The organism is Enterobacter sp. DC1, from assembly GCF_000568075.1.
GTDB lineage: Bacteria > Pseudomonadota > Gammaproteobacteria > Enterobacterales > Enterobacteriaceae > Enterobacter > Enterobacter asburiae.
Map to the genome: position 1 here is coordinate 753281 of NZ_AZUA01000002.1, position 18975 is coordinate 772255.

Below are 18975 nucleotides of genomic sequence, written 5' to 3' on the forward strand. Positions count from 1 at the left end.
GATTATACCGCTTTTTTCGGATTAGGCCATACCCATGTTGCTTGACGTATATCAAGCAAAGTGATTTAGAGACAAAAAAACCGGAGGCGAGACTCCGGCTTGGGTGCGGGGTTCTGCCCGGTGGCGCTGCGCTTACGCGGGCCTACGTGTAGTGTAGGTCGGGTAAGCGTTAGCGCCACCCGACAATTACAGGTTCTCGCCGTTGCTCGCAATAACCTGCTTATACCAGTCGAACGATTTTTTCTTACTGCGGTTCAGCGTGCCGTTCCCTTCATTGTCTTTATCCACAAAGATAAAGCCGTAGCGTTTTTTCATTTCACCCGTACCGGCAGACACCAGGTCGATACAGCCCCACGGGGTGTAGCCCATCAGATCCACGCCATCTTCCACCACCGCTTTTTTCATCTCGCGGATGTGGGCGGCCAGGTAGTCAATACGGTACTGGTCGTTCACCGTGCCGTCGCTCTCCTGCACGTCGATCGCGCCAAAGCCGTTCTCAACGATAAACAGCGGCAGCTGATAGTGATCCCAGAACCAGTTCAGGGAGTAGCGCAAACCCACCGGGTCAATCTGCCAGCCCCAGTCGGATTTCTGCACGTACGGGTTAGAGACCAGGCTCTTGCTTTCGTCGTAGTCCAGCTGCGGGTTGTCCGCCGTCGCTTTGGTGGCGAAGGACATATAGTAGCTGAACCCGATATAGTCTACGCAGCCCTGCTTCAGCGCGGCTTTATCCTCTTCGGTTATATCCAGCGCGAAGCCGCGACGTTCGAAGTAGTTGAGCAGGTGCTGCGGGTACCTGCCGCGCACGTGCACATCGGTGAACCAGTAGCGGCGGTGCATGGCGTTCATCGCCATCATCATATCGTCCGGCGCACAGGTCAGCGGATAGATAGGACACATGGCAATCATGCAGCCAATCTGCAGCGACGGGTTAATCTCCCGCCCCGCCTTCACCGCCAGGGCGCTGGCCACCAGCTCATAGTGCGCCGCCTGGAACATCACCGGCTCGCGGTCTTCACCCGGCGCGTACTTCAGCCCGGAGTTCGTGAACGGCGCAAAGTCTTCGTGGAAGTTGGCCTGGTTGTTGATCTCGTTGAAGGTCATCCAGTACTTCACTTTATGCTGGTAGCGCTGGAAAACCACTTTTGCGAAACGAACGAAGAAGTCGATCAGCTTACGGTTGCGCCAGCCGCCGTATTCCGTGACCAGATGGAAAGGCATTTCGAAGTGCGACAGGGTGATAACAGGTTCGATGCCGTGCTTAAGGCACTCGTCGAACAGATCGTCATAGAATTTCAGGCCAGCCTCGTTAGGCTCAAGCTCGTCGCCTTTCGGGAAGATCCGCGTCCAGGCAATAGAGGTGCGGAAGCATTTGAACCCCATTTCGGCAAAGAGTTTGATGTCTTCTTTATAGCGGTGGTAGAAATCGATGGCTTCATGGTTAGGGTAATTTTTCCCGTCCAGCACGCCGTTGGTGATTTCACGCGGCACGCCGTGCGCCCCCGCGGTCATGACATCGGCCACGCTCACGCCCTTGCCGCCCTCTTTCCAGCCGCCTTCAAGCTGATGCGCCGCAACGGCCCCGCCCCACAGAAAATCTGCTTTAAATCCTGACATTCGCTTTCCCTCATTCTGCGTTATTTTCTGCAAAAACAATTACAGAAACCGGTTTCAGCTCGATGATGTGCAAAGGGAATAACCGTTGCAAGCAGTTCTCAGAAACCGGTTTCATTTTCGTGAACAGAGTCAAGTTTGGCTGCATTCACAAGGTACACAGAAAAAAAGATCCCCACGTCCAGAATAGGCTCGCAAACGTTTGCCTGGACTGTTAGAATTGCGCCGATTTTTCTTACTAGCTATGCAATCGCGTGGGGATTTAAGCCGTGACCAACAAAACTTCTCTCAGCTACAAAGATGCCGGTGTTGATATTGACGCAGGTAATGCGCTGGTTGACCGAATCAAAGGTGTGGTGAAAAAAACCCGCCGCCCGGAAGTGATGGGTGGTCTGGGTGGATTCGGCGCACTGTGCGCGCTGCCGCAAAAATATCGTGAACCTGTTCTGGTCTCGGGTACTGACGGTGTAGGCACCAAACTGCGCCTGGCGATGGATTTAAAACGTCACGACACGATCGGTATCGATCTGGTCGCGATGTGCGTGAATGACCTGGTGGTACAGGGCGCAGAGCCGCTGTTCTTCCTCGATTACTACGCGACCGGCAAACTGGACGTGGATACCGCTGCCAGCGTGATTAACGGTATCGCCGAAGGCTGTCTGCAGTCAGGTTGTGCGCTGGTCGGTGGTGAAACCGCAGAAATGCCGGGCATGTATCACGGCGAAGATTATGACGTCGCGGGCTTCTGCGTCGGCGTAGTAGAAAAATCAGAAATTATCGACGGCAGCAAAGTGGCCGATGGCGATGTGCTGATCGCGCTGGCCTCCAGCGGCCCGCACTCCAATGGCTACTCCCTGGTGCGTAAAATCCTCGAAGTGAGCGGCTGTGACCCGCTGACCACCGAACTCGACGGTAAACCGCTGGCTGACCATCTGCTGGCGCCGACCCGCATCTACGTGAAAAACGTGCTTGAGCTGATCGAGAACGTCGACGTTCACGCTATCGCTCACCTGACCGGCGGCGGCTTCTGGGAAAACATCCCGCGCGTCCTGCCGGATAACACCCAGGCGGTGATCGACGAATCCTCATGGCAGTGGCCGGCCGTCTTCAACTGGCTGCAGATCGCAGGCAACGTGAGCTCTCACGAAATGTACCGCACCTTTAACTGCGGCGTGGGCATGGTTATCGCCCTGCCGGCAAGCGAAGCGGATAAAGCGGTTAAGCTGCTGACTGAAAAAGGTGAAAACGCGTGGAAAATCGGTACGATTAAAGCTTCCGATTCCGAACAGCGTGTGGTCATTGAATGAAAAACATCGTGGTGCTCATTTCCGGCAACGGAAGCAATTTGCAGGCAATCATAGACGCCTGCAAACAGAAGAAAATCAATGGCACCATTCGGGCAGTTTTCAGCAACAAGGCCGACGCGTTCGGCCTTGAGCGCGCGCGGGAAGCAAACATTCCTGCGCACGCGCTGGAAGCCAGCCAGTTCGCCGGGCGTGAAGCCTTTGACCGCGAGCTGGTGCAGGAGATTGATGCCTACGCGCCGGACGTGGTCGTGCTGGCGGGCTATATGCGTATTCTGAGCCCGGCCTTCGTCGAACACTTCGCTGGTCGTCTGCTGAATATCCACCCTTCTCTGCTGCCGAAATATCCCGGCCTGCATACCCATCGTCAGGTTCTGGAAAACGGTGATGAGGAGCACGGCACCTCCGTGCATTTCGTTACCGACGAGCTGGACGGCGGTCCGGTGATCCTGCAGGCCAAAGTCCCGGTCTTTGAGGGCGACAGCGAAGATGACGTGACCGAACGCGTGCAGACCCAGGAACACGCCATTTACCCGCTGGTGGTCAGCTGGTTTGTCGACGGGCGTCTCGAGATGCGCGACGGCGCAGCCTGGCTGGACGGCGTGAAGTTACCCCCGCAGGGTCATGCGGCGGAAGAGTAGTTTGCTATGTCGGGTGGCGCTGCTGCGCTTACCCGACCTGTACATTGCATTACCCGATATCCCCTTCTCCAACCTTCTAAAATCCCCAACAAAAAAAATAACTGTCATACTTTTCTGGCACTGTTGGACATATCGTGGAAATGCTCGCCATAATAAGGACGAGACGGATTTACCACGTCCTGTGATTGAACTGGAGTGTGAGCTGTAATGGGTCAGGAAAAGTTATATATCGAGAAAGAGCTAAGCTGGTTAGCATTTAACGAACGTGTACTCCAGGAAGCGGCAGACAAAAGTAACCCGCTGATCGAGCGCATGCGTTTTTTGGGCATTTATTCCAACAACCTGGATGAGTTCTACAAGGTTCGCTTTGCCGAGCTGAAAAGACGCATCATCATCAGCGAAGAACAGGGCTTAAACTCGCACTCGCGGCATCTGCTGGGCAAAATCCAGTCCCGCGTGCTGAAAGCCGATCAGGAATTTGACGGCCTGTATAACGAACTGCTGCTGGAGATGGCGCGCAATCAAATCTTCCTGATTAACGAACGCCAGCTTTCCGTTAACCAACAAAACTGGCTGCGCCACTACTTCAAACACTATCTGCGCCAGCACATTACCCCGATTCTGATCAACCGCGAAACCGATCTGGTACAGTTCCTGAAGGATGACTACACCTACCTGGCGGTGGAAATTATTCGCGGTGAATCCATCCGTTACGCGCTGCTGGAGATCCCGTCCGACAAGGTGCCGCGCTTTGTGAACCTGCCGCCGGAAACCCCGCGCAGACGCAAGCCGATGATCCTGCTGGACAACATCCTGCGCTACTGTCTGGATGACATCTTCAAAGGCTTCTTCGATTACGATGCGTTAAATGCCTATTCGATGAAGATGACCCGTGACGCCGAATATGACCTGGTGCACGAGATGGAAGCCAGCCTGATGGAGCTGATGTCCTCCAGCCTGAAACAGCGCCTGACGGCCGAGCCGGTGCGCTTTGTCTATCAGCGTGATATGCCGGACGCCATGGTGGAGATGCTGCGCGATAAACTGACCATTTCGCGCTATGACTCCATCGTGCCGGGTGGTCGTTACCACAACTTTAAAGACTTTATTGGCTTCCCGAACGTCGGCAAAGCCAATCTGGTGAACAAGCCGCTGCCGCGCCTGCGCCATCTGTGGTTCGATAAATTCCGCAACGGATTCGACGCCATTCGCGAACGCGACGTCCTGCTTTACTATCCGTATCACACGTTTGAGCACGTGCTCGAACTGCTGCGTCAGGCCTCGTTCGATCCGAGCGTGCTGGCGATCAAAATCAACATCTACCGCGTGGCAAAAGATTCCCGCATCATCGACGCGATGATCCACGCGGCGCACAACGCCAAAAAGGTCACCGTGGTGGTTGAGCTGCAGGCGCGCTTCGACGAAGAGGCCAACATTCACTGGGCGCGCCGTCTGACGGAAGCCGGTGTGCACGTCATCTTCTCCGCGCCGGGTCTGAAAATTCACGCCAAGCTGTTCCTGATTTCCCGTAAAGAGGGCGACGATGTGGTGCGTTATGCCCACATCGGTACCGGGAACTTTAACGAGAAAACGGCGCGAATTTATACCGACTACTCGCTCTTAACCGCCGATGCCCGCATCACTAACGAAGTGCGCCGGGTCTTTAACTTTATCGAAAACCCGTACCGTCCGGTGAGCTTTGACTATCTGCTGGTCTCGCCGCAGAACTCGCGCCGTCTGCTGTACGATATGATCGATAAAGAGATCGCCAATGCCCAGAAAGGGCTGTCGTCCGGCATCACGCTGAAGCTCAACAACCTTGTCGACAAAGGGCTGGTGGACAGGCTGTACGCGGCGTCCAGCTCCGGCGTACCGGTTAACCTGCTGATCCGCGGCATGTGCTCGCTGATCCCGGAACTGGAAGGCATCAGCGACAATATTCGCGTGATTAGCATTGTTGACCGTTACCTGGAACACGATCGGATCTATATTTTTGATAATGCGGGTGATAAACAGGTCTATCTCTCTTCGGCAGACTGGATGACGCGCAATATTGACTACCGTATTGAAGTCGCGGCACCGCTGCTGGATCCGCGTCTGAAGCAGCAGATCCTCGACATCATCGAGATTCTGTTCAGCGATACCGTGAAAGCACGCTATATCGACAAAGAACTCAGTAACCGCTATGTACCGCGCGGCAACCGCCGCAAAGTGCGGTCGCAACTGGCGATTTACGACTATATCAAATCACTCGAGCAACCCGATTAACCTATGCCGATAAATGATAAGACCCCACGCCCGCAGGAATTCGCCGCGGTCGACCTTGGCTCTAACAGTTTCCACATGGTCATCGCCCGTGAGGTGGATGGCGCGCTGCAGATCATCGGTCGTCTGAAGCAGCGCGTACACCTGGCGGATGGTCTTGATGAACGCAGCATGCTCAGCGAAGAGGCGATGGAGCGCGGATTAAACTGCCTGTCGCTGTTTGCTGAACGCCTGCAGGGCTTCTCGCCCTCCAGCGTGTGCATCGTGGGCACCCACACCCTGCGCCAGGCCCTGAACGCCCCGGAGTTCCTCAAGCGGGCCGAAAAAGTGATCCCTTACCCGATTGAGATCATCTCCGGCAACGAGGAAGCGCGTCTGATTTTCATGGGCGTTGAGCACACCCAGCCGGAAAAAGGGCGCAAGCTGGTTATCGATATCGGCGGTGGCTCAACGGAGCTGGTGATCGGCGAAGACTTTGAGCCGCGTCTGGTGGAAAGCCGCCGTATGGGCTGCGTCAGCTTCGCGCAGATGTATTTCCCGGGCGGCACCATCACCCGCGAGAACTTCCAGCGCGCGCGTATGGCAGCTGTCCAGAAGCTGGAAAATCTGGCCTGGCAGTACCGTATTCAGGGCTGGAATGTGGCGCTGGGCGCGTCGGGCACCATCAAGGCGGCGCATGAAGTGCTGCTGGCGATGGGTGAAAAAGACGGGTTTATTACGCCCGAACGCCTGACGTTGCTGACCGAAGAAGTGCTGAAGCATAAAAGTTTTGACGCCTTAAGCCTGCCGGGGCTTTCCGACGAGCGTAAAGCGGTATTCGTGCCGGGGCTGGCTATTCTCTGCGGCGTATTTGATGCCCTCGCCATAAAAGAGCTGCGTCTGTCGGACGGCGCGCTGCGTGAAGGCGTGCTGTATGAGATGGAAGGCCGCTTCCGCCATCAGGATATTCGCAGCCGCACCGCGCAAAGCCTGGCCAACCAGTACAACATCGACCGTGAACAGGCGAAGCGCGTGCTGGACACCACGGTGCAGATGTACGAACAGTGGCAGGAGCAGAATCCGAAGCTCGCGCACCCGCAGCTTGCCGCGCTGTTGAAATGGGCCGCGATGCTGCACGAGGTGGGGCTGAACATCAACCACAGCGGGATGCACCGCCATTCGGCCTATATTCTGCAAAACAGCGATCTGCCTGGCTTCAACCAGGAGCAGCAAACCATGATGGCGACCCTGGTGCGTTATCACCGCAAAGCTATCAAGCTCGACGACCTGCCGCGTTTTACGCTGTTCAAGAAAAAACAGTTCCTGCCGCTTATTCAGCTGCTACGCCTGGGCGTGCTGCTCAATAACCAGCGTCAGGCCACCACCACGCCGCCAACGCTGAAGCTTAAAACCGACGACCATCACTGGACGCTGAGCTTCCCGCACGACTGGTTCAGCCAGAACGCGCTGGTCCTGCTGGACCTGGAAAAAGAGCAGCAGTACTGGGAAGCGGTCACCGGCTGGCTGCTCAAAATTGAAGAAGAGAGCGCCGACGTCGCCGCGTAAAGGCTCAGGCGTCCGCGGTGGACGCCTCAGCTTCCAGCAGTGACTCAAGCGGTGCCGGTCTGCCAATCAGATAACCCTGCACATAATCGATGCCTAGCGCGTTAACCGCGCTACGTATCTCTTCACTTTCGACATACTCCGCCACCACCAGCATTTTCTTCATGCGCGCCAGATGGCAGATAGACGCCACAATCTGATAATCCAGGCTGTTGTTGACGATATTGCGAATAAAGCTGCCGTCAATCTTGAGAATATCCGCGTCCACGCTTTTCAGCCGCGCATAGCTCGCATAGCCGGTGCCAAAATCATCAATCGCAATACGTACCCCCATTTTCTGCAGCTGCCGGAGGATGTGTAGCGCCTGCTCCGCATTGCAAAAGGTGCTGCACTCCGTCACTTCAAAGATCAGCTGCCACGGCTCAATGGCGTATTTCGCCAGCAGGCGACTCACCTCAAGCGGAAACTGCACCCGACACACGGTCGACGGGGCAAGATTAATGGCAAAGCGCTGGCCGGGCAGTCTTTCGCGATGCGCGGCGAGAAAGCGCAGGGTGTGCTCAAGCACCCACAAATCTACCCGCGAAGACAAGCCAAACTCCTGCGCGACGGGCAGGAACTGGTCGGGGGAGATCAATAGCCCGTTGATATCCGGCATCCGGAGCAGGACTTCGTGATAGCAATCGCCACGCATGCCGCGAACGGGTTGAACCAGCAGGGTGAATTCGTCGTTATCAAGCGCCTTTTGCAGGCGGCTCATCATCGCGACTTTATCCTTCAGGTTGCGCTGCAAATGGACGGCCCCACGCTGCTGAAGATTTTCCGGATGGTTGGAGGAGAGCGACAGGTCGGCAACCACGCCCAGTTCGCCCAGCACCAGATAAAGATGGTTAACCGGGGACCGGACATAGCAATAGCTCACGCCCACCTGCGGCTGCAGCGGCATACCGTCCCAGACAAAGCGGAACTGCTTGATATGCTCGTCCAGGGCTTCAATCCGCTGCTGGTGCGATTCCGCGTTAAGCCGTACCGCCAGGTCATACCCGGTCAGGTGATACACCAGCTCATTGGGCTGAAGAATGCCATTTACCCACTGCGCCAGCTGCTGCTTGTACTGAATCCGCAGCAACACGCCGTAATTTCGGCCCAGAATTTCCAGCTCCGGAATGCGCAGCAGGCAGAGCGCCGACCACGGGTTTTTCGCCAGATCGCGCGACAGCGCCCGCAGGTTAGGCATATGGACGACCGGGTCAAGCAGCGCCAGCCTGCGGGAGCGTTTGTTCGCTGCGCGCTGCCGTGTCGCCAGCATCGACATATAAATCACCACGAAGGAGAAGACCAGGTAACTGGAAGAGGTGATCGCCAGCTGAATGTCATACCCCGGATTCACCGGGATATAGCGGTAAAAATAGTGAATAGACACCAGCAGTATCGGCGTCCAGATAAGCGAAATCAGCTTATAGCCAAAACGCATCGCGCCCCAGAGCATCACCGGCATCAGCAGGGAAAGTGTGTAGTTGGTGGTGAAAATGGAGCTGTTCTCATTCATCGGAAGCAGCAGCAGCGAAAGCAGCCCGCCAAGCGCGATAGCCCACACCAACAACTCAACGACCGTCACCTTTTTGTCTATCTCGGAACGGATCTGCGAGAGAAGGCTTCTGATATAGCGCGGATGACGAAGCAGGCGGATCAGCAGATAGCTCAGCGGCACGCCCGTCAGCCCGCTGACCAGCAGCGTCTGATAGTTGATGAGCGTGCGAATATTGAGGGGATTTAATCCCGCAAGGCTCTGGCGGCTCTCATACACGCCTAAATACACCGCAAACTGAAACAGCACCAGAAACAGCGTCGCGGGGCAGAACGCCTGCCAGAAGATGCGCTGCGCCATCAGCCGCACGTCGCCGTACGCGGTCATATTCCGTCTGGGCGCAAACACCCGGTAGCCACCCCAGCTGAGCACTAAAGGGACGACAAAATGGAGGATCCCCGCGACGGTTTCAAACATCCCGACCGACGGGTAATAGCGGATAAACAGCGACAATACGATCCCGGGCAGCGCTTCCAGGCCAAAGAACATCATCAGCGAAAGTAAAAATGAGAGGGGCAAATAATAGAGTGCCGCAATGCCGTCGCCCAGCTGCGTGAATGTATTCGCGATGCTCAGCACGGGAAGTAAAACCACAGGCAAAATAAGCGGTAATGCCCACCAGCGGTTTTCATTTTTTTTCAGGAAAGCCAGAATGTTCATAGATGCCCGGTTAAACCCCTTTTGCTCCAGAGGGAAAATAAAGACAGGCATCCAACCTGACGTACGCGCCGCCCGGCGGCTTGCGGGGCGAACTGTATGGAGGAAGGATTTTAAATATCAGGGCCGGGAAGCCGTTGACTTAAATCAAACTACTTTACGCAAATAACTTTTTGCGGCGATTTTTTGAAATTATTTTCTTCGTATTATCAATATGGTAAATGCATTAATTAATTTCAATAACATTAATCAATGTAAACATTGACGGTTATTTACACACATCAGAATTGACCCCATCTTCCCGCTGTGCCTTAATATCCTTGTCGCCCAAAAGGGCTTATCCAGGAAAAACAGAGTGAGTCAGGTCACGCGTATGCGAAAACGACATCAATTTAATACCCGAATGACCCGCATCATACTGCTCATCAGCTTCCTGTTTTTCTTTGGCCGCTTCGTTTACTCTTCAATTGGCGCCTGGTACCACCATCAGGACAAAACCCAGTCGCAGCAATCCAGCCTGACCGTCGACACCGCCGATCGCTAAACAGCCGCAGGATGTTGCACGAGCCGAATAATGGCCGCGATCCCTTTGCTGAGGATTTTATCCTGTCGCATTACCACCGCCAGCTGCCGCTGCAGCATGGGCGTAAGCGACATCACGCATAGCCCTTCGCGATCGGCATCCTGTTCGACCGCCATTCGCGGCACAATGCTGTAGCCCAGCCCCGCGCGAACCATGCGTTTGATCGCCTCGATGCTGCCAAGCTGCATCACCGGCGCGATCGCCAATCCATTAGCCGCAAACCAGCCATCGATCAGCGCCCGGGTACCGCTGCCTGATTCAAAGGCAATCAGCGGCTGAGCGTGCAGCGCCTCCGGGGTAAAGTCCCTGAAAGCATCCTGCTGCTCCCGCGACGCGATAAAAACAAACTCTTCGTCCATTACCGGCATGACGTCCAGCGCTCTGCCGCTCACCGGCAGCGTCACCAGCCCCATATCGAGACGGTTCTCTTCGATGGCCCTGACGATGTCGAGGGTGTTGCCCGTCGTCACCCCCACGCTCAGGAGCGGATAGTCTCGGCGCAGCTTCTCCAGCAGCGGCGGCAGAAGATGGATGCAGGCCGTTGCCCCCGTGCCAAGCGTAATGGTGCCGCTCACATCGTGGCTGAATGCGCTCACGGACCGGATGGCGTCATCCACCGCCAGCTGAATACGCTCCCCGTGCGCCAGCAACGCCTGCCCGGCAGCCGTAGCCTTAATCCCCCGCCCGGTACGCTCCACCAGCCGCGTTTGCAGAAACTGCTCCAGCTGACGTATTTGCAGGCTGACGGCGGGCTGGGAAATGCCCAGCGCATCCGCTGCCGCTGAAAAACTGCCGCGCTGGATCACCAGACGGAACGTGGCGAGATAGCCCAGATTAAGCGTTGTCATTCAAAGTTTCTCTTATACCGCGCATAAGGTTGCTGCCCTGCCAGCACAATAGCGCGCGAGTTATGCTCAGGACAACTGCATAACGGAATGAAAAACAATGGAAACACCCGCCCTGCCTCGCCGCCTCGCCCTCACGGCGGGATGTAATCAGCTCATCAACTGGGGGATCTCGTTTTATATGCCCGGTACCTTTGCACTGGCGATTGCAGCCGACCGGGGATGGTCATCACCGCAGATTTACCTCGGCCTGACGCTGGCGATGCTGGTGATGGCGACGGTTTCCCCGTTTGTCGCTCGCCTGCTGGCACGCTTTGGCGGTCAGAAGGTAGTGATGAGCGGCACGTTGCTGATCGCCGCAAGCTGCGCAGGGATGGCGTTTACCCAGACGCTTTTTGGCTGGTACTGCGCCTGGCTGGTCACCGGTATAGGGATGCGCCTGTCGCTGTACGACGCGCTTTTCGCCGCGCTGGTAAACCTCTACGGGCAGCAGGCGCGAAGAACAATCTCACGCGTCACGCTGGCGGGCGGGCTGGCCTCCGCTGTCTTCTGGCCGCTGGGCGATGCTCTGCTTCAGGTCATGAGCTGGCAGGAGGCGCTGCGCGTCTACGCTCTCTTCGGCCTGCTGAGCGCGATGCTGATTCGAACGCTTCCCCGGCAGCGGCTGACGGTGACGACAAAGGTCACCGCGCCGCCGCTGAACAACGAGCGGCGTAACGCCTGGCTTTATGCCGCCTTCATTGCCCTCATCACCTTTGTCTCTAACGGCACGTCCACCCATCTGCCTGAGTTTATTGCCCACTACGGCCTGCCGGTCGCCATCGGCATGCTGTGGGGAGTCGGCCAGACGGGCGCCCGCTCGCTGGAAGTGCTGGCGGGTGCCCGCTTGACCCCCTTCAAACTCACGCTTTTTACCGCGCTCGCCATGCCGCTCTGCTTTCTTCTGGGGATGAGCAGCGCCCTGTTTATGTGGTGTGCAGCCGGGTTTGTGCTGGGCTACGGCGCCATCAACGGGCTGGTCACCATCGTAAAAGCCACCCTGCCGCTGGAGCTGTTTAGCACCGAAAGCTATGCCCGCCGCACCGGCATGCTGCTGATCCCCGGTCAGCTGATGGCGGCAGCCTCACCGTTTGCCTATGCGTGGCTGAATAAAACGCTGGGGATCGCGGGTGCAATGTGGGTATCAACGGGCCTGACGCTGGTGATTGCCGGGCTGGCGATAGCGATTGTGCGTCGACCATGCAGGCAAACTGTATCGCACTGTATCCAGAGCGCCACGCTGACAAACGGGTACAAAACGCCGCCTCCGGCAAATATCTCCGATACATAAAAATGGTTTTCTTTCCCTGTCGCCATTCAGAACCGATGAGGAGAGAGACCGATGATTCGTCGTTATGCACTTATCCCCCTGCTTGTCCTGGCATCTGTAGCCCATGCCCAGGCCACACCGCTGGACAACCTGAGCGCCGAGGACGTTAACGGCCCCGCTGCCGTTGCGCCGCTGGCGCAGCCGCAGCCGCCTGCCAGGCTGATAGTCGATCCGCCGCTTGCCGGGCCGCTGAGCAAAGGCGCGGTGTTTATCCAGTATCGGGCCGAAAACCTGCGCATCGAGCCGGTATTCGGCCCCGAAGCGCTCAAGGTCACGCCGCGCATCGGGCACATTCACGTGGTGGTGGATGACGCGCCGTGGCACTGGGCTGACGCCAGCGGAGAGCCGGTGATCCTCGTGGGGCTGCCCGCCGGTAAACACAAGGTGACGATTATTCTGGCCGACCCGACGCACAAGCCGCTCGACCACAAAACCGTTGAATTCACCGTTCCGCCCCACGCGGCGGTCCACCATTTTTAAGAACCCGTCAGTTGAGCAGGCGTGGCGGATCCGGTGAGCACAATTTTGCCCGGCGGCGCTGCGCTTGCACGGGCCTACGGTTTCGTAGGCCGGGTAAGTACAGCGCACCCGGCAAAAAGCAGTGTCGTAGGCCGGGTAAGCGCAGCGCCACCGGCAAAAAGCAGTCTCGTAGGCCGGGTAAGCGCAGCGCCACCGGCAAAAAACAGTGTTGTAGGTCGGGTAAGCGCAGCGCCACCCGACAAGAAAGGCCGTCTCAGTCCCCGCTCTCTGCGGGATAATCGCGATTAATCCACGCGTGGTCCTCTTCCCAGGTGAACATCCATTTGCGCACCGGCCCGGCCATCACGTTGAGGTAGTAGCTGTCATATCCGGCCATCGTCGCCACCGGGTGGTAGCCCTTCGGCACCATCACCACGTCACGGTTATAGACCGCCATACACTCATCCAGCGTTCTGTCGTCGGTATAGACGCGTTGCATGCAGAACCCCTGCTCCGGGTTGAGGCGATGGTAGTAGGTCTCCTCCAGATACGTCTCCTGCGGCGGGTTATCCGTGTCGTGCTTGTGGCTCGGGTACGAGCTGGTGCAGCCCTCACTGGTCCACACCTCCACCACCAGCAGGCTGTCGGCTGGCCTGTCTTCCGGCAAAATATTATGCACGTAGCGCTGGTTGTTGCCCTTGCCGCGCGCTTCACCGTCGATATCCTGCGGCGCAATCAGCCGCGTCGGATACGTGCCCTTGCCCGGCGCGGCGCAGACCGCCAGCTCCAGCTTCGTCAGCGCCTTCACCAGCACCGTCTCCTGCGGGGCAACGTAAACCGCCCAGGGCTTGATGCGCTCGAACGGGCTCATCCGCTCGCCAATATCGTTAAACTGCGCGGAAGGCGTGCTGATGGAGGCCCGCCCGGCGACCAGCACCAGGCAGCGCTCTTCGCTGACGGCGGGCAGCGTCAGCGTCTGCCCCTCCTGCAGCTCATACGCCGCAAAGCCGACGTACCCCCACCCGGCGCTTTCCGGCGTAACGGACTGGGTGCGCCCCTCCGCGTTCGGCTGTTGCCAGCGTGATAACAGACGTGACATGTTGCCTCCTCAAATCAGTCCGGCGTCGCGCGCCAGGCGGCTCAGGTTGTTATACCCCAAACGGGCGTAGGTCAGCGGATGGGCAATCGCCGGATCCTGCTCCGCCTCGACCACCAGCCAGCCGTGATAGTCCTGCGCCTTCAGCAGACGCATAATCGGCGGGTAATCGACGCAGCCGTCGCCCGGCACGGTAAACACGCCGCTCAGCACCGCATCGAGGAAGCTGGTTTTGCGGTTTTTGACGTCCGCCAGCACGTCGGCGCGCACGTCTTTGCAGTGAACGTGGTTGATGCGCGACGCCCAGCGCTGCGCCACCGCCAGCGGATCGGCCCCGGCAAAGGTGAGATGGCCGGTATCCAGCAGCAGTCCAACCGCCTCCCCGGTGTGAGTCATCAGGTTGTCCACGTCCTCGGCGGACTCTATCACCGTGCCCATATGATGATGGTAGGCAATCTGCACGCCCTGCTGCTGGGTGTAGCGGGCAAATTCGGTGAGCTTCTCGCCGTACTCTTTCCAGCGCGCCTGCGGGAAGCGCGGGCGCAGATGCACCGGGGTCTGCTGCTCGCCGTGAATGCAGCCGCTCACTTCCGCAAAGACCAGCACCTTCGCCCCCAGCTCGCGCAGCAGCGTCAGGTGCGACTGCACGGCGGCGATCTCCTCCTCCACGCTGCGCTCCAGCAGGCGGCCGGAGTACCAGCCGGAGACCAGCTGCAGGTCGTGACGCTGCAGGATGGGGCCAAGCAGGCGCGCTTCGCGCGGGAACTTATTGCCCAGCTCGAAACCGGCAAAACCGGCCTCTTTCCCTTCACTCAGACAGGTGTCCAGCGACGTCTCCGCGCCGAGAGAAGGCAGATCGTCGTTCGTCCACGTCAGCGGGTTAATGCCTAATTGCACACTCATTGTCGTCTCCATTATGCGTGTCCGCGCTCGCGCCACCAGGCGATAAGCTGCAGGTAGTTGTCCCGGATGCGCGCCACCAGCTGCGCATCGTCAATATCGTGCTTCAGCCACGCGCGGGACGCATCGCCAAACAGCGTGCGCCCCACGGCGAAGCCTTTTACTACCGCCTGCCCCGCTGCGGCTTTGAAGTCGGCGCGCAGCTGTTCCGCCGGCGCGTCCAGGCCGAGGATCACCACCCCGCGGCAGTGCGGGTCCCGGCGTTCGATAATCTCGCTCAGCGCCGTCCAGCCGTCGGCGGAAAGCGGCGGCAGCTTCCACCAGTCCGGGTAAATACCCAGGTTGTAGAAGCGGGAGATGGCGCGCAGGTAGAGCTCGTCGCTGCGCGGCATGGTCGCGGGCAGGATCACCTCCAGCAGCAGCTCGTGCCCGGACCGGCAGCAGGCGTGGTACACCTCGGCGATTTTCTGCTCCTGCTCCAGGCGCAGGCCGTGGGCGTCTTCCGGGTGGAAGAAGACCAGACACTTCACCACGTGCTCCTGCGGCCAGCTGATAAGCTGGGTGCCGATGTTGCCGTGCTCCATCTCCAGCGGCCGGGAGCCCGGCAGCTCGATGGGACGACCAATCCACCACCCTTCGCCGGTTATCGCGTTCAGCGCGTCCTGACCAAAGGTGCCGTCGCACAGCAGGCCGGCTTTGCCCTCCAGCCCGGCGCGGCTCGCCGCCTCGCGGCTGGCCTGCAGGATCAGCTGCTTCAGCGCCGGAATGCGCTTAAGCGACGCGCCGCACTGCATCGCCATATCCTCAAGCTGGCTGCGGTGGTCGAAGGCCATCACGCACAGCTCCGGCCATTCGCGGCGGCGGGTGGTCACCCGGTGGAGATGGTTAAGACGCGGGTCAAGATCCGGGCGCGGCACCATCGCGGCGCGGGAGAGATAGTCATCCAGCTCGATTTTGCTCGGCATCGCCGGGGCGCAGCCGTGGCGCGAGACCACCAGCGCGCCGCAGGCGTTGGCGTAGCGGCACGCCTGCTCCCAGCCCTCGTCGTTCAGGTAGCCGCGCAGCAGGCCGGACATAAACGCGTCCCCCGCCCCGAGGACGTTCAGCACCTCCACGCGCACGCCGGTCACCGTCAGGCCGTCGTCCAGCCGGGACGGAATGGCGTCGGTATAGACCGAGCAGCCGAGCGCGCCGCGTTTGCAGACCAGCGCAGCTTCGCTGACGGCGCGCACCTGCCCAAGCGCCTGCAGGGTCTCGGTGCTGCCGCCCGCAATGTGAAACTCCTCCTCGGTGCCGACAATGACGTCGAAAAGGTGCAGCACCTCCTGCAGCTCGCGGGTGACCTTATCGGCGGCGATAAAGCGCGTTTCCCCGTCGCCTAAGGCGGTGAGCCCCCACAGCACCGGACGATAGTCGATGTCCAGCACCGTGCGTACGCCGTGACGGCGGGCATAGCCCAGCGCCGTCAGCACCGCCTCGCGGGTCTGCGGATGAGAAAGGTGGGTCCCGGTGATGGCAAGACAACGTGCGGAGGCAATGTAGCTTTCGTCCACATCGCTGGCGGTAATCGCCATATCCGCGCAGTTATCGCGATAAAAAATCAGTGGAAAGGTGTCCCGGTCTTTAATGCCGAGCAGCACCAGCGCCGTAAGGCGTTGTTTATCGGTAATCAGATGGCTGGTATCGCAGCCCACCTGGTTGAGCTCTTCGCGCAGGAAGCGGCCCATATGTTCATCGCCGACGCGCGCCAGCATCGAAGAGCGTAAACCCTGACGGGCGGTGCCGTACGCCACGTTACCCGATGACCCGCCGAGATATTTGGCGAAGCTCGACGCGTCCTCCAGACGGGCACCAATCTGCTGGCTGTAGAGGTCTACCGCCACGCGGCCCATGCATATCACATCAAACTGCTTTTCCACGTTGATACCTCATCAGACAATGTCGTTCACGTTCAGCCAGCGTCCTTCCCGGTGCGAGAGTGCAATCGCGTCCAGCACGCGCGACACCTTCCAGCCCTCTTCGAAGTCCGGCCACATCGGCGCGTCGGCGGCAATCCCGTCCACCAGGTCGCGCACCTCCACGGTTTTTTGATCGTTAAAGCCAATCCCGTGGCCCGCGCCCATGCAGAACGCAGCGTAGTCCGGGTGCGCCGGGCCGACGAGCAGCGTGCGGAACCCCTGACGGTTCACCGGATCGTCATGCAGATAGAGCTTCAGCTCGGCCATGCGCTCCTGGGTGAAGCTGATGGCGCCTTTCGTCCCGGTGATGACATACGACAGCCCCATCTTGCGGCCGCAGGCAACGCGGGAGGTTTCAATCACGCCCTGCGCCCCGCCCGCGAAGCGCACCATCGCGTGGGCCTGATCCTCATTTTCCACCGCAATCATCTCCGACGATCCGGCCTTCGCCGGGCGTTCAGGGACCACGATCTTCAGGTCGCCGCAGACCTGCTCGATATCCCCCACCAGATACTGGGCCATATTGACGATGTGCGCCGCGAGGTCGCCCAGCGCCCCCAGCCCGGCGGTCTCTTTGAAGCAGTGCCAGTGAATAGGCGACAGCGGGTCGGCCATATAGTCTTCGTTGTGGGTGCCGTAGAAGTGGATCACCTCGCCAATCTCGCCGCGCGCGATAATCTCCTTCGCCAGCTGCGCCGTCGGGTTTTTCATGTAGTTGAACCCCACCAGCGTTTTCACCCCGGCCCGCTTCGCGGCGTCGACCATCTCGCGCGCGTCGTGGGCGTTCAGCGCCAGCGGCTTCTCCGAGTAGACGTGCTTGCCGTGGCGGATCGCCTCCAGCGCCATCTCCTTATGCAGGTGGTTGGGTGAGCAAATATCCACCACGTTAATGGCCGGGTCGGCCACCAGCGCCCGCCAGTCGCCCGTGGAGCGGTTGAAGCCAAACGCCTGCGCGCGCGCTGCCGCCAGCTCCGGCGTGACTTCCGCCACCATCTCGCGCACCAGCCTGCCGCGCAGGTTGAACACCGTCGGGGCCTGGGCATAGGCGATAGCGTGCGCCTTGCCGATATACCCGGTGCCAATTAATCCAATACGAACCTCTTTCATCGTGATCCTCACAGTGCGCCGCGACGGCTTTTGGCATAGGTATCAAATGCCACCGCCAGAACGATAATTAATCCGGTGATAATTTGCTGGTAGTAGGCCGAGACGTTCATCAGCACCAGGCCGTTAATCAGAATGCCCATGATGATGGAGCCGATAATGGTGCCGCCGATGCGCCCGTAGCCGCCCATCAGCGAGGTGCCGCCGATCACCACCGAGGCGATGACGCGTAGTTCAAAGGAGATCCCGGCGACCGCCTCGGCGCTCCCCAGACGCGCGCTCAGGATGAAGCCCGCCAGCCCCGCCAGACAGCCGATCAGCACGTAGACGCTGACCAGCACGCGCTTGACGTTTACCCCCGCCAGGCGCGCCGCCTCCGGGTTGCCGCCGATGGCGTAGACGAAGCGGCCCCAGCGGGTTTTATGCAGCGCCAGATAGCCGCCGACGGCGACGATGGCGAAGATCCAGATAGGAATAGAGATGCCGAGCAGCTCCCCGCGGCCCCACCAGCGGTAGCCAGGGTCGAAACCGGCAATCGGCGCGCCGTCGTTAATCACCAGCGTCAGGCCGCGCCAGATGGTCATCCCGCCGAGGGTAACGATGAACGGCGGCAGGCGCAGGCGGGTGACGCCCAGACCGTGCAGGAAGCCAATCGCCGTGCCCATGGCCAGACAAATCCCCAGCCCAATCAGCCAGCTCATGCCGCCCCAGGCGTTCGGGTCAACGGTAGTGAAGTTGTCGCCTTTGATCACGTACGCCGCGGTCATGGCGCACACCGCCAGAATGGAGCCCACGGAGAGGTCGATTCCAGCGGTGAGAATGACGAAGGTCATCCCCACGGCCATGATCCCGTAGATAGACACTTCGGTCAGGATGTTGAAAATATTGCGTTCAGAGAAAAAGTTGCTGTTCTGCGACTGGAAGAAGATCAGCAGCAGGATCATGAAAATCAGCACCCCGAAGCGCTCGAAGAAGGCGATGGGATCGATGCGTCCGGCGCGTTTGACCGGGGCCTGCGTTTTAGAAATCATCTGCGTCATGAGAAACTCC

15 protein-coding genes are annotated in these 18975 nt (G+C 59.0%); 7 read left to right on the top strand and 8 right to left on the bottom strand.

Annotated features, from left to right (window positions below):
- Positions 1-186: 186 nt before the first annotated feature.
- Positions 187-1617, bottom strand: coding sequence for a 6-phospho-beta-glucosidase (locus P346_RS12235; RefSeq protein WP_032659374.1), 1431 nt, complete (start codon positions 1615-1617; stop codon positions 187-189).
- A 266-nt stretch (positions 1618-1883) separates the two neighbouring features.
- Between P346_RS12235 and purM the strand changes: the two genes are divergently transcribed.
- The 4 genes from purM to ppx all read left to right on the top strand — a co-directional run bounded on the left by purM (position 1884) and on the right by ppx (position 7369).
- Complete coding sequence (gene purM / locus P346_RS12230; protein ID WP_032659375.1) at positions 1884-2921, top strand: phosphoribosylformylglycinamidine cyclo-ligase; 1038 nt, start codon at positions 1884-1886, stop codon at positions 2919-2921.
- Complete coding sequence (gene purN / locus P346_RS12225) at positions 2918-3559, top strand: phosphoribosylglycinamide formyltransferase (protein WP_032659377.1); 642 nt, start codon at positions 2918-2920, stop codon at positions 3557-3559. The genes purM and purN overlap by 4 nt, the downstream gene beginning before the upstream one ends.
- Positions 3560-3766: 207 nt before the next feature.
- Positions 3767-5827, top strand: coding sequence for a polyphosphate kinase 1 (gene ppk1 / locus P346_RS12220; RefSeq protein WP_032643595.1), 2061 nt, complete (start codon positions 3767-3769; stop codon positions 5825-5827).
- Positions 5828-5830: 3 nt separating this feature from the next.
- Positions 5831-7369 (top strand): exopolyphosphatase, encoded by a 1539-nt coding sequence (gene ppx, locus P346_RS12215; protein WP_023308773.1) that lies wholly within the window; start codon positions 5831-5833, stop codon positions 7367-7369.
- 4 nt (positions 7370-7373) lie between these two features.
- On the opposite strand, the gene P346_RS12210 is transcribed toward ppx, so the two are convergent.
- A complete protein-coding gene (locus P346_RS12210; RefSeq protein WP_032659379.1) occupies positions 7374-9614 on the bottom strand; it encodes an EAL domain-containing protein in 2241 nt (746 codons plus the stop codon).
- A 370-nt stretch (positions 9615-9984) separates the two neighbouring features.
- On the opposite strand from P346_RS12210, the gene P346_RS12205 reads away from it, so the two are divergent.
- Positions 9985-10155 (top strand): YfgG family protein, encoded by a 171-nt coding sequence (locus P346_RS12205; RefSeq protein WP_023333002.1) that lies wholly within the window; start codon positions 9985-9987, stop codon positions 10153-10155.
- Here P346_RS12205 and P346_RS12200 read toward each other — a convergent pair.
- Positions 10152-11042: a LysR family transcriptional regulator gene (locus P346_RS12200; protein WP_032659380.1), complete on the bottom strand. Its 891-nt coding sequence runs from the start codon at positions 11040-11042 to the stop codon at positions 10152-10154. The two genes, P346_RS12205 and P346_RS12200, sit on opposite strands and share 4 nt — an antisense overlap.
- Before the next feature lie 97 nt (positions 11043-11139).
- Here P346_RS12200 and P346_RS12195 point away from each other — a divergent pair, with 97 nt between their 5' ends.
- Entirely contained in the window at positions 11140-12369 is a 1230-nt protein-coding gene (locus tag P346_RS12195) for an MFS transporter (protein ID WP_032659382.1), read from the top strand.
- 51 nt (positions 12370-12420) lie between these two features.
- On the top strand, positions 12421-12888 hold the full coding sequence (locus P346_RS12190; RefSeq protein WP_032659385.1) for a DUF6130 family protein: 468 nt from the start codon (positions 12421-12423) through the stop codon (positions 12886-12888).
- A 253-nt stretch (positions 12889-13141) separates the two neighbouring features.
- Here P346_RS12190 and iolB read toward each other — a convergent pair whose 3' ends face one another.
- From iolB to P346_RS12165, 5 genes are read right to left on the bottom strand one after another with little or no spacing between them, the layout of a single operon-like run.
- Positions 13142-13966, bottom strand: a complete 825-nt coding sequence (gene iolB, locus P346_RS12185) for a 5-deoxy-glucuronate isomerase (RefSeq protein ID WP_032659388.1) — start codon at positions 13964-13966, stop codon at positions 13142-13144.
- A 9-nt stretch (positions 13967-13975) separates the two neighbouring features.
- Positions 13976-14866 carry a myo-inosose-2 dehydratase gene (gene iolE, locus P346_RS12180; RefSeq protein WP_032659389.1) on the bottom strand — a complete coding sequence of 297 codons (891 nt, stop codon included), beginning with the start codon at positions 14864-14866 and terminating at the stop codon, positions 13976-13978.
- Between the two features lie 11 nt (positions 14867-14877).
- On the bottom strand, positions 14878-16782 hold the full coding sequence (locus P346_RS12175) for a bifunctional 5-dehydro-2-deoxygluconokinase/5-dehydro-2-deoxyphosphogluconate aldolase (protein WP_032659391.1): 1905 nt from the start codon (positions 16780-16782) through the stop codon (positions 14878-14880).
- A 12-nt stretch (positions 16783-16794) separates the two neighbouring features.
- Positions 16795-17928: a Gfo/Idh/MocA family protein gene (locus P346_RS12170; RefSeq protein WP_032659392.1), complete on the bottom strand. Its 1134-nt coding sequence runs from the start codon at positions 17926-17928 to the stop codon at positions 16795-16797.
- A gap of 8 nt (positions 17929-17936) precedes the next feature.
- Complete coding sequence (locus tag P346_RS12165; protein WP_028014045.1) at positions 17937-18965, bottom strand: ABC transporter permease; 1029 nt, start codon at positions 18963-18965, stop codon at positions 17937-17939.
- Positions 18966-18975: the final 10 nt, after the last annotated feature.

Bases quoted from the DNA above. Each gene is read 5' to 3' on its own strand.
- iolB (WP_032659388.1), bottom strand. From the start codon at position 13,966: ATGTCACGTCTGTTATCACGCTGGCAACAGCCGAACGCGGAGGGGCGC.
- P346_RS12165 (WP_028014045.1), bottom strand. From the start codon at position 18,965: ATGACGCAGATGATTTCTAAAACGCAGGCCCCGGTCAAACGCGCCGGA.
- P346_RS12235 (WP_032659374.1), bottom strand. From the start codon at position 1,617: ATGTCAGGATTTAAAGCAGATTTTCTGTGGGGCGGGGCCGTTGCGGCG.
- purN (WP_032659377.1), top strand. From the start codon at position 2,918: ATGAAAAACATCGTGGTGCTCATTTCCGGCAACGGAAGCAATTTGCAG.
- P346_RS12210 (WP_032659379.1), bottom strand. From the start codon at position 9,614: ATGAACATTCTGGCTTTCCTGAAAAAAAATGAAAACCGCTGGTGGGCA.
- P346_RS12195 (WP_032659382.1), top strand. From the start codon at position 11,140: ATGGAAACACCCGCCCTGCCTCGCCGCCTCGCCCTCACGGCGGGATGT.
- iolE (WP_032659389.1), bottom strand. From the start codon at position 14,866: ATGAGTGTGCAATTAGGCATTAACCCGCTGACGTGGACGAACGACGAT.
- P346_RS12200 (WP_032659380.1), bottom strand. From the start codon at position 11,042: ATGACAACGCTTAATCTGGGCTATCTCGCCACGTTCCGTCTGGTGATC.
- P346_RS12170 (WP_032659392.1), bottom strand. From the start codon at position 17,928: ATGAAAGAGGTTCGTATTGGATTAATTGGCACCGGGTATATCGGCAAG.
- P346_RS12205 (WP_023333002.1), top strand. From the start codon at position 9,985: ATGCGAAAACGACATCAATTTAATACCCGAATGACCCGCATCATACTG.
- ppx (WP_023308773.1), top strand. From the start codon at position 5,831: ATGCCGATAAATGATAAGACCCCACGCCCGCAGGAATTCGCCGCGGTC.
- ppk1 (WP_032643595.1), top strand. From the start codon at position 3,767: ATGGGTCAGGAAAAGTTATATATCGAGAAAGAGCTAAGCTGGTTAGCA.
- P346_RS12190 (WP_032659385.1), top strand. From the start codon at position 12,421: ATGATTCGTCGTTATGCACTTATCCCCCTGCTTGTCCTGGCATCTGTA.